This window comes from Bombella intestini, from assembly GCF_002003665.1.
Taxonomy (GTDB): domain Bacteria; phylum Pseudomonadota; class Alphaproteobacteria; order Acetobacterales; family Acetobacteraceae; genus Bombella; species Bombella intestini.
Genome location: NZ_JATM01000002.1, coordinates 63,048 through 78,467, shown reverse-complemented (window position 1 = coordinate 78,467; position 15,420 = coordinate 63,048). Strand labels below are relative to the sequence as shown.

Genomic DNA, 15,420 nt, shown 5'->3' with positions numbered 1-15,420 from the left:
ACCACACCCGGTGGGGCCGCCCGTGCCTGATATCAGCCTTTTACTTCCGCTTCCCTATCAGCTTCACGGCGCAGAAGGGCTTCTAGCTCTGGCGAGATAGTCCCCAGCGTCACACGCAGGGTCACCAGCAGGTTACCCGCTGCATGGTTCTTATCCGCAGCAATACCACGCCCTCCCAACCGCAGGACCGTACCACTATCAGAGTGCGGCTTAACCTTCAGCGCAACCGTTCCGGCAGGAGTGCGGACATGCACCTTGCCCCCTAGCACAGCCGTATGAAGGTCAACATCCTGCGTGACACGCAGATTACGACCCTCACGCTTATAATAAGGGTCTTCAGCCACATGAATCTTCAGCAGCACATCACCAGCAGGACCGGGGCGGCCATCCATACCGGGCTGCCCCGGCTGACCTTTGCCCTTCAGCCGGAGGGTTTTACCATCCTCAATACCGGCCGGAATGGCAACAGCAACCTCACGCCCACCACCAAGGCTGACCTCACGGCGAGTTCCGAGGGCACATTCCTCCATGCTGATACGCAATTCACCATGCACATCCTCACCCCGACGAGGCCGGGAAGAGCGAAAACCACCGCCGCCGCCAAAAGCACCGAAAATATCCCCTAGGTCCTCGGGGTTGAAGCCACCGCCAGAGAATCCCCCGAAACCGCCAAAACCACCGGCACCAGCGCCACCGCCGAAGCCACCGCCAAAGGGGCCACGCACCTGACCATCCGCATCGATCTCGCCACGATCAAACTGGCCACGCTTTTCTTCGTCTCCAATAATCTCGTACGCCTTGCCAATCTCCTTGAAGCGTTCCTCGGCCTTGGTATCACCGGGGTTACGATCAGGGTGATACTGCTTGACTAGCCGACGGTAGGCACTGCGGATTTCCTTGTCCGAAGCCGTATTGCTTACACCAAGAACCTTATATGGGTCAGTCGCCATTACTGTCCTGCATCCTCCAGATCCGTATCATCCAACAGGTCGATCAGCACGGCTAAAACCCTGCTTTTTGAGTAGCCTTCTGCCTCAGCCTCCTTAATGAGAGTCCGCACCCTAGGGCGCAAAAAATCGGCGGCTGACTGTGCTGGCGTACCTGTCATGGGAAAACCTTTCTTTTCTAAAGAAGTGGTGTGCCTATAAGGTAAGGTCAATAGAAAACGGGGTTTTGCCTCTGCATTTCCCGCAACTCTACCCAACCTTACCGGAAGACAGTTCTCCATGCCGCCTACTGACAGTCTCCCCCCTGCCAGAACACCCCGCCGGCTTATCATTACAGGCAGTGACAGCCGCTATTTCCCACTGCTCCAAGAACTCATCGCCTCTATTCGCCGCTTTCCGGCTCTAGAGCAGGTAGACATTGCCTGCATTGATGGCGGGCTGACACAGTCTCAGCGTCTCCAGCTAGAGCAGCAAGGGCTTATTGTCCGCAGCCCGAAAGCCTTCCCCCATGTCTCACGCCGAGCACTTCGCAAACGGCCCAATCTAGCCATTGAACTATCTAAAATGTGGCTGGACCAAATCTTCCCAACCCACGATACGCTCGTCTGGATTGATGCGGACGCTTGGGTGCAGGACAGTCAAGCCGTCATCCTGCTTTTTCAGGCCGCCGAACAGACACCATACGCTCTGGCCATCACGCCGGAAATCTTTTTCCACAAGCCGCTCTTCCGGCTGCGGTGGCTACCTTGCAACCTCGTACAGCTCCGCTCCATTCTGTATAAAAATGCCCGTCTGGCACGGCTACCCCGTGCGATCTGCCGCAGTATTGGCGTCCGCCCGACTCTCAATGCCGGTGTATTCGCCCTCTCCCGCATGGCCTCTCACTGGCCCCGACTCCAGCACTGGCAGGGGGTTGCCCTGCGTCATGGCAAGATATTCAGTTCCGGCCAGCTTGCCATAGCACTAACAAGCTATCACGAAGGCTATACTACCGCCCTAATGCCCGCCGGATGCAACTACTTAGGACCGTGGCAAACTGACCCACATACTGGCCTACTTTGCGAGGTTACCTTCCCTCATAACCCTGTCGGTATCGTCCATCTTGCCGGCTATGACGCCATGCGGTTGGACCCGACCGTCACACTGGATGTCCCTGACCGAACGGGAAAGGTGCGTGCACTTAATCTGCGCTTCAGCACGATGCAGGCCAACCGTTCCGACCTGAGCTAGAACATCCCCCTGACTTACCGGCTGAAGGCCCGCAAGATCATATCTCTACTTTCATGCTGTTCCACCTGCAGAGTGGTGTTGGAAAGCTCCCGCCCCTGCCAACCAGCACCGAAGGAAATATAGAGCGAAATGGCATCATCCATACGCTTACCCGTTGCCGACACTGCGGCCACCCGGCGGGACAGGTAGGTCTGCTGGGAGTTCAGAACATCCAGATAGCCCGTCAATCCGGCAGCATAGAGCTTGCGGGCACGAGACAAGGCAAGCCCGGCCTGCGTGGCGGCCTCCCGCTCTTCTCGCACGAGCTCATTATCTTGATGCCAGTCATCCAGACTATCTTCTACCTCCCGGAAGGCATTCAAAACAGTCTGGCGATATTGCAGGCGGCTGGCCTCTGCCTCGCTTCTAGCCTGAGCAATCTGGGCACTATATTTGCCCCCGTGCAAGATAGGCAGAGACGCCATCATCATCACATTCCAACTCATCCCCCCCAGCTGAAAAGCCTGATAAGCGGCTGAGGCATTGGGATTGAATGTCAGTGGAATACTGAAATTGGGGTAAAGATTAGAAATCGTAATCCCAATGCGGGACACGCTCGCCGCATAACGCCGCTCAGCAGAGCGGATATCTGGCCGGTTGGTCAACACGGTTGAAGGAAGCATAGCCGGGAACGGCGGTAGGGTTGGAATGGGTTTCCGTTCTTCTAGATCGGGCTGTTCCTTACCGGGCATCTCACCCATCAACACATTGATGGCATGGATGAGCTGCTCCTGCCGTGCCCGCAAGGGGGGAAGGCGGGCCAGTTCAGCATGTTCTTCTGTCCGGGACTGGGCAATCGCCAAAGTATTACCGACACCGTTGTTGAAGAGCCTCTCCACCAGATTAGTGCTATCACGAGCCGTGCGGATGGAGTCTTCCGTCACGCTCATCCGTGTCTGGATGGTCCGCAGCTCGATATAATCTGTCACTAGCTGGCTTAACAAAGACAGAAGCAGCCCCCGCCGCTCCTCAATGCTCACCTCTACCAGCCTTTTACGCTCCTGCACCTGCCGAGAGATATGACCGAAAACATCAATCTCCCAACTCGCCCGAGCACCATAGGTCAGCACGGAAGCATTAGGATGGTTATTCGGATTGCCCGGGCGCAAAGGCCAGTTATCAACATTAATGGAGTAACGGCTGTCCCCGCCCCCGGCATTAGCATCTAACTGCGGATACCAATTGGACTGCGCTTGCCTGCGGATGGACTGCTCCGCTAACACATGTTCGGTTGCGACCTGAAGGTCGTAATTCCCCCTAATGGTCTGTTCGACCAGTCTATCCAGCACCGGGTCATGGAACTGCGCCCACCAATCCCGAAGATTGGCTTCCGTCTCGGCAATTTCTTCCTTCGTTGCTGGGTGGGGCTCACTGGTAAAATGGCCCGGCACCTTCATCCTATCCGGCTTATATTCCGGCCCGACCATACAAGATGTCAGGAAAAGGCAACTACTGATAGCAAGGGGAACAAACCGTTTCTTCATCTCACAGGTGATCCTGCAGCCATGTCGTTAGCAGGCCCCTGCCTCCGGCTTTTTCCTTCCCTACGGCCACGGTGGCTGTCATGCCAGCGGAAAGGATAACCTCCGGCGGCATTTCATCAATCTCAATACGTACAGGAATACGCTGCGCCAGCCGCACCCATGTGAAGATCGGATTTACATCCGGTAGGCCAAGCCTATCCGACACGCCGTTCGCATCATTAATGCCTCGGCCGATACTGACCACATGCCCCTTAAGTATATGGCGGTAACCCATCAGCTTGATGCGGGCCTTATCCCCAACGTGTACGCCATGCATCTTGGTTTCTTCAAAATAACCATACACCCAATAACTGTTGGCATCGATCACAGCCATGCGGGACTGTCCGGCTGTCACATAATCGCCAACACGCAGATTGAGGTTAGTCACATATCCATCCACGGCAGAATAAACCGTAGAACGCTGAAGGTTTAGCAGGGCCGTATCCAAAGCGGACCGTGCTTCCTCCAATCGGGCACGGCGCACTTCCATCTCGGAGTCGAAGACGTCCTGTTCCTCCCGGGATACAACGCCCCCCAATCCCCGCCGCCGCTTCGCATTCAAGACACTCAGCTTATAATCTTCCGTAACGCCAGCCAGACGGGCTCTTGCCTCATCAATCCTGAGTTTGAAACGCAGCGGATCAATCGTGAAAAGTGGATCGCCTTTATGAACAAACTGATTGTCCACGACAGGGACAGAAACAACCGTACCAGACACTTCAGGAGTCGCCGTAACGACATAGACACGCACCCGGCCATCACGTGTCCAAGGGTCAAGGACATATAGGTCCCATACGACGTATCCCAGCCCAATGGCCAGTGCGATGATGATCAATGTCAGTATTGGGCGTAAGAGACGCCGGAACCAGTTCATACCCCCGCTCCACCTCAGACGAAAATAACCAGCAGACAGAGAACACAGACATACAGGGCGATCTCAAACAAAGCGACATGCCAGAACCAGCCCAGCGCACCAAGACGCCAAAGCCCGTAGCGCAAAGCCAGTGTCACCAGCACAGCGCAAACCGCATAAACAGCTATGGGAGAAACAAACACACCACAGAGGCTGACTTCCGAAAGCATCATACGCCGCATCCCCCGAAAAACCGGGACCGTGCGGGTGATGTATCTGACGCTATGCTCACATTGCTCCCCATCGCACCTGCAAAAGGTCTGGTGTTCATCCAGACAGGTCGGTTCTTCGTTTTATCGAAGGTACCATACCGGACTTCCACCTGAGAGACAGCATGAAATGCCATCAATCCGAGCAGAATCGCACTGGAAAAACAGCCCATGGCAGAAGCGGCCCCTAAAGGCCGCTTCTTTTCTCTCATACGTCAATGAAACCGGTAAAATCACTTTTTCCGGCGTGTAAAGGCCCCTTTAGCGAAACGCCATGCATATCCACCGAGGTTACGCCCCACCGGCCCACTAGCGAGACCCAGCAGGGATGTCAGAGCGAAATTCTGCTTCAGTTCATGGAGCTTCCTATCCCGCTCCATACGGGCACGCTCCTCTGCGGTGCCAGTATGACCAGCACGCAGTGCCAGAAGCAGGAAGATAACAGCGAACAGGATATCAAGCCCCAACACGCAGGTCGCAGACAGCAGAAGGCCCAGATGACAGACCTGCCGGAAAAACGCCCAGAACACCCAATGAAGCGTGACAGCCGCAAAAGCAAGGAACACGAGTGCTACAACAAGAAAGCACAACCGGATTCCATGCCGCTTTGCACATTCCTTGAAAATCTTTCCCTGGGCAGCAAGCACTGCCTGCCCAAGTTCCAGTAGACCATTCATGATACGACTGCTGCCCTTCTAAATTTACGAAACACTAAGGCTCATGCGGAAAAGAAAACAGAACGTACCCTTTCGCAGGCCATTATTCCATCTATAGCACCACACGAAAAAAAGCCAAAGCACCCCCCAATAATGGGAAAGGCCTCTCGCTGAATAAAATTAAGCTAATAATAGCTCCTTATTCTACCCTCAAAAAAAGGCATAAAAATGTCTTATTTCGTTTCTCATCGCCATCTGTAACGAAGTTTCAAGAATCACTATGTAATAAGCTCTCGTATCCGCCAGTCCCCTAAACCGATCTTTCCTTGGTTCACACTGCCACCTCAACAGTCTGTACGGTGCCGCACACGTTATGAGAATATCCCGCCCCCGGAACTACCAGAGCCCGTCTTCTTACAGAAACCGCCGTCTATTCAACGTCATTATGGCGGCAGTTCACCCAATCGAAACACTCTTTGGGAAGGGTCGTCACTCCGCCTGCCACTTATCAGCATACTGTCTGATTCTTGCCTCTATGATGGGTGCTGCCTCCGCCAACGCACAGCCAGACTCTCTCCCTCAGGGGAAAACATATTATTGGGCTATCCCAGAGCAGCAACTCGTTGGGCCAGTCCTGCGCAGCTCCAGTTCCATAGACCTCAAATTCCTAGGCCGTGAAGATCGAGGTCTGGAAGAAATAGAACAACAGGCTCTCGCTTACCCGCAAACTGTTCAGGCCATCATGCTCGATAGCACAGAGTCAGCCATCGCCTGTGCACGCTCATGGCTACAACCCCTGCACACGCTGGACCGATGCGGCCAACCGGCTGGTTTCTTCCGCAATATCCTCTTCCGGGATACATCCCGCGTCACATCATCACCACATTGGACAACCTTGTGGGATGTTGCCCGCTACCCCGGTCAGCGAACCTTTTTCCGCGGCCCCCGCATGACGTTGGAAATCGCCCTTTTGGCCGATAACGTTCCCCCTAATAAAATCTATGCCGAGCTTTCCACCAATGCCGGAATCGACCGTGCCTTCCATAAGCTCAACCAGCTGAGGCCTTATATCGTCTGGTGGCACTCACCTACCGATGCCCAACGCATCCTACAGAAACAAACCGTTCTGATGGGGGTCATCCCCGGTGCCATCATTCTCTCTCCCCAGACGAAAGACACACTGACACGGCCCTATCAGCCGGACATGAACCATATCCTTTATAGCCCTGCCGTATGGGGTATTCCCGCAACGCTTCCCCCCGAAAAGACCGATGAGACACGTGCTATTCTTCTGCACAATCCGCCTCATCTTCCCTATCTTCCCGACACTTTACCCGCCGAATCACTTGAAATCAGTGACAATTTCTGGGCAACACATGCGCTCATGCTGAGTGAACGCTTTAATGCATGGCTCACTCATTCCACGCTCCCGTGCCATTCCTCCTCTATGCCATTGATGATGGAGAAGCCCCAAAGATGACAGACCCCCTTCCCTTCTGGCGGACCACTTCCCTACAAGACATGACACCCAGCCAGTGGGAATCGCTCTGTGATGGCTGCGGCCGCTGCTGCCTAAATAAACTGCGTGATGAGGATACGGACGAAATCATCTGGACTGATGTCTCCTGCCGCCTGCTCGACACACAGACCTGCCGCTGCACCAATTATGAACGACGCCAGAGGAAAGTCCCGGACTGCATTTCCCTAACCCCCGCCATTCTAGAGGAAGTCGACTGGCTCCCACCAAGCTGCGCATATCGCCTCCTGCGGGATGGATTTGACCTGCCGGATTGGCACCCTCTCCGTACCGGAACAAGCGATAGCGTCATAAAGGCGGGGGCCTCGGCCAGTGGGCGTTGCATCAGCGAGCGGCGCGCTGGAATGCTGGAAGACCACATTACCGACTGGCCCGGAAACTGGCCTGAAAATGCACCTCCCTGCATTGTACACCACAGGCACAACAATAGCTGACCCTTCATGCTGAGTCCGCCTGTTCTCTGGCGTGTATCTTCACGAGCACAGCGAATTATCCTTCGTCTGGATATTCGCAAACGAGCCATCATCGTTACTCTGCCTGCCGGGGTAACCCGTCAGCAGGGTATGCGCTTCCTGCAAAGCCAGTCCCAATGGCTGACACAGGCCATATCAGAGCTACCTCTCTCTGCCGTAGAGCAAGGGCACATATGGTTAGAGGGGCAGTCCATCTCCATTCTCCCCACCACTACGCTGGATGGACGTACACGCCTAACAGAAAACGGACTACATATCGGCCACCCACCGGAAGAACACTCACGCTATCTCTCCATCTTCCTGAAACGTCGGGCTGAAAGAATTTTTCCATCTCTCTTCCAGCAGGAAAGCCTCAGAATGAGTGCTTCACCGGCAAAACTCACTCTGCGTGATGTCAAAAGCCGCTGGGGGAGCTGCACAAAGCAAGGGCGCATCATGCTCAGCTGGCGGCTCATCATGGCACCGCCAGACATATACACTTATGTGATGGTGCATGAGCTCGCCCATCTCAGCCATTTCAATCACGGGCCAGATTTCTGGGCTCTTGTGGACCAATATGCCCCGGGCGGACAACTAGGTCGCAAAAAAGCTGAAAAATGGCTCTCACAGAATGGTGCTCATTTATTGGCCATGATATAGACACCTCATTCCCTGTGCGCGCTTGGCGGAATGGTAGACGCACGAGACTTAAAATCTCGAGTTCGGTTAGAACGTGCGGGTTCAAGTCCCGCAGCGCGCACCACAGGCTTCCTTTTCCAGCCCTATACCGTTGCATTTCTGCTCGTCACCACCCTATCCTCCTGTAAAAGCGTATCTGTCTGGTCCCAGTGCCTGATTGATCTCACAATCTCTTTGCAGACCTGCTCCGTCCAGCAGAGTAAGGAACGTCATGGTGTTCGCCCGAGTCCGTCGATTTTTCAAACCTTCCCCCCCTCGCCAGCAAGAGCCTGAACTGCCGGCCAATCTTGCGGAAATCTACCGTCAGGCCCGAAATGGCCATGTGTTAGAGCAGGTACTATGGGGAAAAGTGCTACTAGATAGCCAATACGTCCCCAGAGATGTCGATAAAGCACGGGAATGGTTCACCATAGCGGCCTCTGCCAATTATGGCCCTGCCCACAATATGCTTGGTCGCTGCTCACAATTCGGCTGGGGGTGCCCGCTGGACCTCGCAGAAGCCGTCAGCCATTATCGCAAAGCCGCTCAGTTGGACGATTTATGGGGTATCTACAATCTCGGCATCTGCCATATGCGGGGCATGGGGGTAGAGACTGACCGGCGAACGGCCTTTCTTCTATTTCGCCGTGCAGCACTGCGGGGCCATGCAAAATCCATGAATCTTCTGGCCCGTTTCATTGAGGAAGGATGGGAAACCCCGGCCAATCCGATCGCTGCGCTGGAATGGTATCAACGTTCTGCCGATGGCGGGGATTATCGAGGACAGCATAACTACGCCACCGCACTGCTAGGCATGGGGCAACCGAATGAAGCCCTCCGCTACTGGCGTATGGCCGTGAAAGACGCCACACCGGATATTCTTCAAGCTATGCAACGAGAGCTGGAACAGCCCGATGCCCCGCAAGACCCGGAGCTTATGGAAACGCTCCAGCACCGACTACGAGCCGTCCTGCCGAAAACCGACTAACGGCTTCCGGCACGGCTCTCATCTCACATTCAGAGAGATACGGAATGGACCCAACCAAACGGGTCCGGTTCCTCCCCACGCTGGAGACCACATAGAGCGGTACGCAGCTTCATGGTGACCGGACCGGCTGTCTTGCCATCACCAAAAGCTACAGAGCCAGATTCCCGGCGGAACTCACCAATCGGTGAAATAACCGCCGCTGTACCGCAGGCAAAAGCCTCCGTAATCTCGCCAGCCGCCGCAGCCTTGAACACGTCTTCAATAGCCACAGGCTCCTCGACCATCGTCAGACCCATTTTACGGCCCAACTTGAGGATGCTGTCCCTCGTGATCCCCCGCAGGATCGTTCCGCCCAGTGGTGGGGTCACCACACTGCCATCCTTGCGTACAAACATGACATTCATACCGCCCATTTCATCAATGAAGCGGCGTTCTTTTGCATCAAGAAACAGCACCTGACTACAACCATGATCAGCAGCTTCCTGCTGGGGCAGCAGGCTGGCTGCATAATTGCCGCCACATTTGGCCTCACCCGTTCCGCCGGGTGCTGCACGAGTATAGGTCTCGGACACCCAAACCGGGATGCTGCCATTCCCACTGAAATAACCACCAACAGGGCTTGCCAGCACAATGAATAAATATTCATTGGCCCGCTTCACACCCAAGAAGACCTCATTGGAGATTGTGAAGGGGCGCAGATACAGGCTCTGCTCCGGGTTAGACGGGACCCAATCATGATCCACCTTCAGCAACTCCTTGATAGCACCAAGAAAAAGCTCTTCTGGCAGTTCTGCCATAGAAAGGCGGCGGGCAGAGGCCGCAAAGCGAGCTGCGTTAGCCTCCGGGCGGAACAAGGTGATAGCCCCACCCTTGCCACGATAGGCCTTCAACCCCTCAAAAATCTCCTGACCATAATGCAGCACGGTAGAAGCCGGATCGATCTGCAAAGGCTGACGGGGAATAATTTTGGCATCATGCCAGCCTTTTTCATCCGTATAGCGAATAACAGCCATATGGTCCGTAAAGACCCGCCCGAATTTCGGATCCGCCATCAAGGCCTGCCGTTGCTCTGCGGATGTTGGCGTGGTTGTCCGTTCGATTTTGAACTCTACCATGATACTTTCTGCCTTCCCGATCAGTTCCAAGGGGTTACATTTCAGAGATTATAGGGTGTGTCGTCAAGGGGGCATTATGTGCAATACTATATCTCTCAATAAGATATTTTTGAAACTTTATTTCACACGTACCCAATAGGCTCAAAATCGAAGACAAGAAAAAACCCCCACCCGTAAAGGTGGGGGTTTTCCCTGGCGTTGGCCAGTTTTCCGTAAGGCTGAAAAGATCAGCGTTTGGAGAACTGGAAGGAACGGCGAGCCTTAGCCTTACCGTACTTCTTACGCTCAACAACACGGCTATCACGTGTCAGGAAGCCGGCCATCTTCAGCACGCCACGCAGCTCCGGCTCGTAGTGAGTCAGGGCACGGGAGATACCGTGACGGACCGCACCAGCCTGACCGGAAAGACCACCACCAGTGACCGTGCAATACACGTCAAACTGGTTGTAGCGATCTGTCAGCAAGAAGGGCTGTGTGATCAGCATACGCAGCACAGGGCGTGCGAAGTAGTTCGTGACAGGGCGGCCGTTAACGGTGATCTCACCCTTACCCGGCTTGATCCATACACGAGCCACAGCGTCCTTACGGCGGCCCGTTGCATAGGAACGGCCCTGCGCATCACGCTTGGCTTCGTAAACAGGAGCTGCATTAGCAACAGCAGGAGCCGCATTGGCCAGGTCCTGCAAAGTGCCGGTAAGCTCGGCGGCGGGGCGCTCTTGAGTTTCTGACATAATGGCAGGCCTTACTGACGTTTCAGGGTATTCTTGCGGTTCAGGGAAGCAACATCCAGCTTGACGGGCTTCTGCCCCTCATGCGGGTGCTCCGTACCAGCGTAGACGTACAGGTGCTTCATCTGAGCGCGCTGCAGCGGACCACGAGTGATCATACGCTCAACAGCCTTCTCCACGACCTGACCGGGGTTCTTGCCCTCAAGACGCTGCGTGATGGTGCGCTCTTTGATCCCACCCGGATGGCCGGTGTGGTAATGGAAGAGCTTCTGACCGACCTTGTTGCCTGTCAGGGCGATCTTCTCAGCGTTGATGACAACAACCGCATCACCGCAATCAACATGCGGTGTGTACTGCGGCTTATGCTTGCCGCGCAGACGGTTGGCAATGATGGTGGCGAGACGGCCCAGAACCAGCCCTTCGGCATCGATCAGGATCCAGTTTCTCGTCACCTCCGCGGGTTTCAGCGAAAGTGTGGTCTTCATGACGTATCATTTCCAGTTTGAGATGCCACAACAGTTGCGGCATCAGGAAAAGGACTGCCCCCGACCAGTGCCCACCCTTATAATCAAGACAGACACCCTGAAAGCCGGAAACAGATTCAGGATGTGGGCCTTATTGCGAGAGTGACGGAAAAGGTCAAGCCTTTTATTTTAGAACATGTCGCCAGAGATGGCAGAAAACAGCCATTTTCTACATGTGGTAATTTAATACCGTAAAATAATATGCCTTTTAGCCCCTCTTCTGCTCCAGATAGCCCTCTCCCCCATTTGCTCATGCCCCTGCCAAAGGGTATTGTGCCGGTTCATATAAGACGGCCCAAGTGAGGTATGTTCAACATGCAACGGTTACGGCTTCCCCTCTGTTTGGCCTTTCTCATCCTGATTCTGGGTGGGCTGGGTATCTACCGCGAGGCAGGAATCCGTCTCTCCCACGCTTTGGACCGCTTTAGAGCGGCTCTGCCCGCCGAGGCGAACTTCCATTATACGAAAGTACGACCTGCCTTCTTACTGGGCGGGGTAACGCTGTATGATGTTTCCTTCCATTATAAAGATACAGATTTCCACGCCCGGAGGGTTCGTTTTGGCTACCCCAAGCTACTTTCCAGCGGAACGTTGAGACTAGCCAGCCTGCTGTTGGATTCTCCAAGCTATACTGACCATACCCACAAGATTACGGCCACAGAGGCCTCTTTCCATCACCTCCACATCCCCTCATCTGCTGAAACGCTTCATGAAGGACGCGGCGAAGCGGACAGTATGCGCTCCCTAGCGGCCATTATGTCTTTTGAACCAGAAGACGTTACGGCACTGCGCTTTGAGCATATGCAGCTCACTCACCTTCATGTCACGCAGATGGATAATCCCTCTTCAGCGACACCGGCTGTAGAGAACGTGACATCATCACGACCTTTCACGATACGGACCCTCTCGGCTGAGAGTCTTGTTGTGGAAGGTTATGGGCAGGGGCTGCGTGTTCATACGCTTATGGACGGTCTTTCCATGTCCGTTTACCTACCAGGTGGCAAGGAAAGCATCGTTCCCCCTGTATTGCGGCAGATTCTCCTCCCCAACAATACTGGGGCGCCTTTCCAAATAGATGCTCCCATGGAGATGAATCTAGCACTTCAGCATCTGGAAGCCCGGGAAGGCTATATCCAATGGCTAAAACGGCCTTTCCAGCACTCTGGCAACCCATCGGAAGCCTTCTGGCAAGACCCCGCCGCCACCCTATGGGAAAAGCCGGGTAAGCTGGAAATTGACGGCCTGTCCCTTCTGTTCAACCAGCATGATCTACGCCGCATCCTCATTCTGAACCATCTGGCAGGGGAAAGACGGGCAGGAGAAAATAACGACCTCCGCACGGAAGGAGAGCTGCGGGGGCTAACCACCCGTCTTTCACCACCTCCCTCGCTACAGGCCGCTCCCATCAGCCTGCCAACGGATTATCACATCGTTTCTACCTCTCAGAAGAAAATGAGCGAATGGCAGGAGACTCTTCAGCTCCGCACCCTCTTCGGCAAAGACAGCCCCAGCCTGATGACTGTGGAGTTCAATCTACCCGACATCAACCCGCTCCATCTGGGCGATAACAGCGTGTCCCGTTTTCTTCAGGCAGGGCAATGTCTGGGAACGGAGCTGACCGTGCAAGGGCTCGACATCTTCGCCTATTACGGCATCCTGATTCACCAGCCTGATACTCCGTCCGATTCCAGTAAACCGGCTGATAAACCAGAGGCAGCAAAACCTGTTCTGGATGCTCCAAAAGGCTCCATGATGGCTGAACAAGGCTATATGGTCACGCCCCGCTTTAATACGCTGGCCCTTCAGAAACCTATTCTAGCCCCCGTGCTGGACTTCCTACTAGCACCTGAACGCCGGACCATTACCTTTAAAACCGGCCCGCTTTCCCTTGAGGAGCTAGCCCGCATCTCCAGCGACAGCAACGACACAGCACGATTTGACCGGCTGCATGTGATCGGCGTCACAACACAAGACCAATAAACGCACTGCAGAAGAAGCTGCGTTAGTCACTCAATTTTTTAAGGGGAGGGCTGGGGCGAATGACGGGATTCGAACCCGCGACCACCGGTACCACAAACCGGCGCTCTACCAACTGAGCTACATCCGCCACACAGCGACATGACATCTATTAAATCCTGCTTGCCTCGTCCAGCCCTCAAAAGCATTTTTGTCATATTTTTTTTAAAAAATAGACTCTCTACCCCTCTCATCGCCCCACAGAACGCACGAGGCTTTCCGTACTTTGCAGCCACAATGCTTCACAGCTTTTCTCGTGGAGCCTATAGTCACAACATCATCGGCCATACCGGGCCTGACAGTACGGTAGCACTTCCAGCAGGGCTGACCTTGCATCCTCATCCGTAACAGAGAGAAAGGACCCGCCGCATTTATGGCCACTGATTCCTACATCCAACAATGGACCCAGCGACCGGTCAAAGAGATTCTAGCAGGCATGGTAGGGACGTTTGCCCTCATCCCCGAGGTCATCGCCTTCTCTTATATTGCTGGTGTGTCCCCTGCTGTTTCGCTCTTTGCGTCCTTCGTTATTTCCGTTTCCATCGCCATTTTTGGTGGCAGACCGGGAATGATCTCCGGTGCTGCCGGATCAGTCGCCCTTGTGCTAGCACCGCTCGTCCATACTCATGGCGTGCAGTATATGCTTCTAGCAACGCTGATGGCGGGGGGGCTACAAGTCCTCTTCGGCCTGATGCGCCTTCATTCCCTCATGCGGTTTGTCTCCAGCGAGGTCCGTACTGGCTTTGTCAATGCGCTGGCCATCCTCATCTTCTCCGCACAGGTACCACAGATGCTAGGGGTGAGCTGGCAGACGCATCTGCTCATCATCATTGGGCTGGTCATCATCTATCTTCTGCCCCGGCTCTCCAAGGCTATTCCTTCGCCGCTCATCTGCATCATCGTGTTAACGGCCATCACGGCCATTCACCCAATGCCAGTCCGCACCATTGCTGACCTCGGGCCGCTGCCGACTGGTCTGCCTCAATTCACTCTGCCTCAGCTCCCCCTGAATGCAGAAACACTCGCCATCACCTTCCCCTATGCGCTAGCGGTGGCGGCTGTCGGGCTTCTGGAATCCCTAATGACGGCAAGTGTAGTTGATGAGCTGACAGACACACACGGTTCACCACAAAGAGAATGTACCGGTCTGGGCATTTCCAACATCTTTGTGGGTTTGTTTGGTGGAATTGCCGGATGCGGCATGATTGGCCAGACGGTCGGCAATCTGCGTTATGGCGGGCGGGGGCGGCTCTCCACCTTTACAGCCGGGGCCTTTCTCCTACTGTTGATGGTCGTGCTGCATCCGTGGGTTGCCCGTGTGCCTGTTGCCGCTCTTGTCGCCATCATGATCATGGTCTCCATCAGCACCTTTGCATGGGGCAGCTTGAAAGACCTGTTCCATCACCCAAAACTAACCAGCCTTGTCATGCTCGTTACTGTCGGCGTGGTTGTCCTTACTCACAATCTGGCAGCGGGCGTACTGGTCGGTGTGCTGCTCTCTGGCCTGTTCTTTGCATGGCATACAGCCCGGCTGGTGCAGGTCCGCTCCACAGAGGAGCATGACATACTGACCTATCACATACAGGGGCAGATTTTCTTCGCCTCGGCAGACCTTATGGCCGAGGCCATGACCTACACGACCCACGCCCACCGTGTAACGCTGGACCTCTCCCATGCCCGGTTCTGGGACATTACAGCCGTACAGACCCTAGAAAAGATCGTCAGCAAATTCCGCAAACACGGCAAGGAGGTCACAGTCTGCGGGCTAGACCACGCCCAGCATGGCATCCTGACAGAACAATCCGATGAAGAGGCCTTTACTATCTGAAACGCCTTAACGGTTCGACATGAAAAAGGCCTCCGGC

16 protein-coding genes and 2 tRNA genes are annotated in these 15,420 nt (G+C 54.7%); 8 read left to right on the top strand and 10 right to left on the bottom strand.

Annotation, left to right across the window (positions count from 1 at the left end):
* Positions 1-32 precede the first annotated feature (32 nt).
* Together AL01_RS03485 and AL01_RS09420 are read right to left on the bottom strand one after the other, a co-directional pair.
* On the bottom strand, positions 33-950 hold the full coding sequence (locus tag AL01_RS03485) for a DnaJ C-terminal domain-containing protein (protein WP_077396024.1): 918 nt from the start codon (positions 948-950) through the stop codon (positions 33-35).
* Positions 950-1,108 (bottom strand): hypothetical protein, encoded by a 159-nt coding sequence (locus tag AL01_RS09420; protein WP_164468757.1) that lies wholly within the window; start codon positions 1,106-1,108, stop codon positions 950-952. The genes AL01_RS03485 and AL01_RS09420 overlap by 1 nt, the downstream gene beginning before the upstream one ends.
* A gap of 118 nt (positions 1,109-1,226) precedes the next feature.
* On the opposite strand from AL01_RS09420, the gene AL01_RS03480 reads away from it, so the two are divergent.
* Positions 1,227-2,177 (top strand): hypothetical protein, encoded by a 951-nt coding sequence (locus tag AL01_RS03480; RefSeq protein WP_077396022.1) that lies wholly within the window; start codon positions 1,227-1,229, stop codon positions 2,175-2,177.
* A gap of 14 nt (positions 2,178-2,191) precedes the next feature.
* Here AL01_RS03480 and AL01_RS03475 read toward each other — a convergent pair whose 3' ends face one another.
* From AL01_RS03475 to AL01_RS03460, 4 genes are all read right to left on the bottom strand, one after another.
* Positions 2,192-3,700, bottom strand: a complete 1,509-nt coding sequence (locus AL01_RS03475) for an efflux transporter outer membrane subunit (RefSeq protein WP_077396020.1) — start codon at positions 3,698-3,700, stop codon at positions 2,192-2,194.
* Between the two features lies 1 nt (position 3,701).
* Positions 3,702-4,613: an HlyD family efflux transporter periplasmic adaptor subunit gene (locus tag AL01_RS03470; RefSeq protein ID WP_077396018.1), complete on the bottom strand. Its 912-nt coding sequence runs from the start codon at positions 4,611-4,613 to the stop codon at positions 3,702-3,704.
* Positions 4,614-4,627: 14 nt separating this feature from the next.
* A complete protein-coding gene (locus AL01_RS03465; RefSeq protein WP_077396315.1) occupies positions 4,628-4,822 on the bottom strand; it encodes a DUF1656 domain-containing protein in 195 nt (64 codons plus the stop codon).
* A 272-nt stretch (positions 4,823-5,094) separates the two neighbouring features.
* Positions 5,095-5,538, bottom strand: a complete 444-nt coding sequence (locus AL01_RS03460; RefSeq protein WP_077396016.1) for a hypothetical protein — start codon at positions 5,536-5,538, stop codon at positions 5,095-5,097.
* A 424-nt stretch (positions 5,539-5,962) separates the two neighbouring features.
* Between AL01_RS03460 and AL01_RS03455 the strand changes: the two genes are divergently transcribed.
* From AL01_RS03455 to AL01_RS03435, 5 genes are all read left to right on the top strand, one after another.
* Positions 5,963-6,997: an extracellular solute-binding protein gene (locus AL01_RS03455; RefSeq protein ID WP_143280670.1), complete on the top strand. Its 1,035-nt coding sequence runs from the start codon at positions 5,963-5,965 to the stop codon at positions 6,995-6,997.
* Positions 6,994-7,488, top strand: coding sequence for a YcgN family cysteine cluster protein (locus AL01_RS03450; RefSeq protein WP_077396012.1), 495 nt, complete (start codon positions 6,994-6,996; stop codon positions 7,486-7,488). The genes AL01_RS03455 and AL01_RS03450 overlap by 4 nt, the downstream gene beginning before the upstream one ends.
* Positions 7,489-7,494: 6 nt before the next feature.
* Positions 7,495-8,166: a M48 family metallopeptidase gene (locus AL01_RS03445; protein ID WP_077396010.1), complete on the top strand. Its 672-nt coding sequence runs from the start codon at positions 7,495-7,497 to the stop codon at positions 8,164-8,166.
* Positions 8,167-8,182: 16 nt separating this feature from the next.
* Positions 8,183-8,269 (top strand) — tRNA-Leu (locus AL01_RS03440).
* Positions 8,270-8,416: 147 nt separating this feature from the next.
* On the top strand, positions 8,417-9,172 hold the full coding sequence (locus AL01_RS03435; protein WP_077396008.1) for a tetratricopeptide repeat protein: 756 nt from the start codon (positions 8,417-8,419) through the stop codon (positions 9,170-9,172).
* 29 nt (positions 9,173-9,201) lie between these two features.
* On the opposite strand, the gene AL01_RS03430 is transcribed toward AL01_RS03435, so the two are convergent.
* From AL01_RS03430 to rplM, 3 genes are all read right to left on the bottom strand, one after another.
* The gene (locus AL01_RS03430; protein ID WP_077396006.1) at positions 9,202-10,287 is read right to left on the bottom strand and encodes a branched-chain amino acid aminotransferase; all 1,086 of its coding nucleotides are present in this window, start codon (positions 10,285-10,287) and stop codon (positions 9,202-9,204) included.
* A gap of 227 nt (positions 10,288-10,514) precedes the next feature.
* The gene (gene rpsI / locus AL01_RS03425; RefSeq protein WP_043558030.1) at positions 10,515-11,018 is read right to left on the bottom strand and encodes a 30S ribosomal protein S9; all 504 of its coding nucleotides are present in this window, start codon (positions 11,016-11,018) and stop codon (positions 10,515-10,517) included.
* Between the two features lie 11 nt (positions 11,019-11,029).
* A complete protein-coding gene (gene rplM / locus AL01_RS03420; RefSeq protein ID WP_043558027.1) occupies positions 11,030-11,500 on the bottom strand; it encodes a 50S ribosomal protein L13 in 471 nt (156 codons plus the stop codon).
* Positions 11,501-11,854: 354 nt separating this feature from the next.
* Here rplM and AL01_RS03415 point away from each other — a divergent pair, with 354 nt between their 5' ends.
* Entirely contained in the window at positions 11,855-13,519 is a 1,665-nt protein-coding gene (locus tag AL01_RS03415; RefSeq protein ID WP_143280669.1) for a hypothetical protein, read from the top strand.
* A 51-nt stretch (positions 13,520-13,570) separates the two neighbouring features.
* Here AL01_RS03415 and AL01_RS03410 read toward each other — a convergent pair.
* Positions 13,571-13,646, bottom strand: a tRNA-His gene (locus AL01_RS03410).
* Between the two features lie 282 nt (positions 13,647-13,928).
* On the opposite strand from AL01_RS03410, the gene AL01_RS03405 reads away from it, so the two are divergent.
* On the top strand, positions 13,929-15,383 hold the full coding sequence (locus tag AL01_RS03405; protein ID WP_077396003.1) for a SulP family inorganic anion transporter: 1,455 nt from the start codon (positions 13,929-13,931) through the stop codon (positions 15,381-15,383).
* Positions 15,384-15,420: the final 37 nt, after the last annotated feature.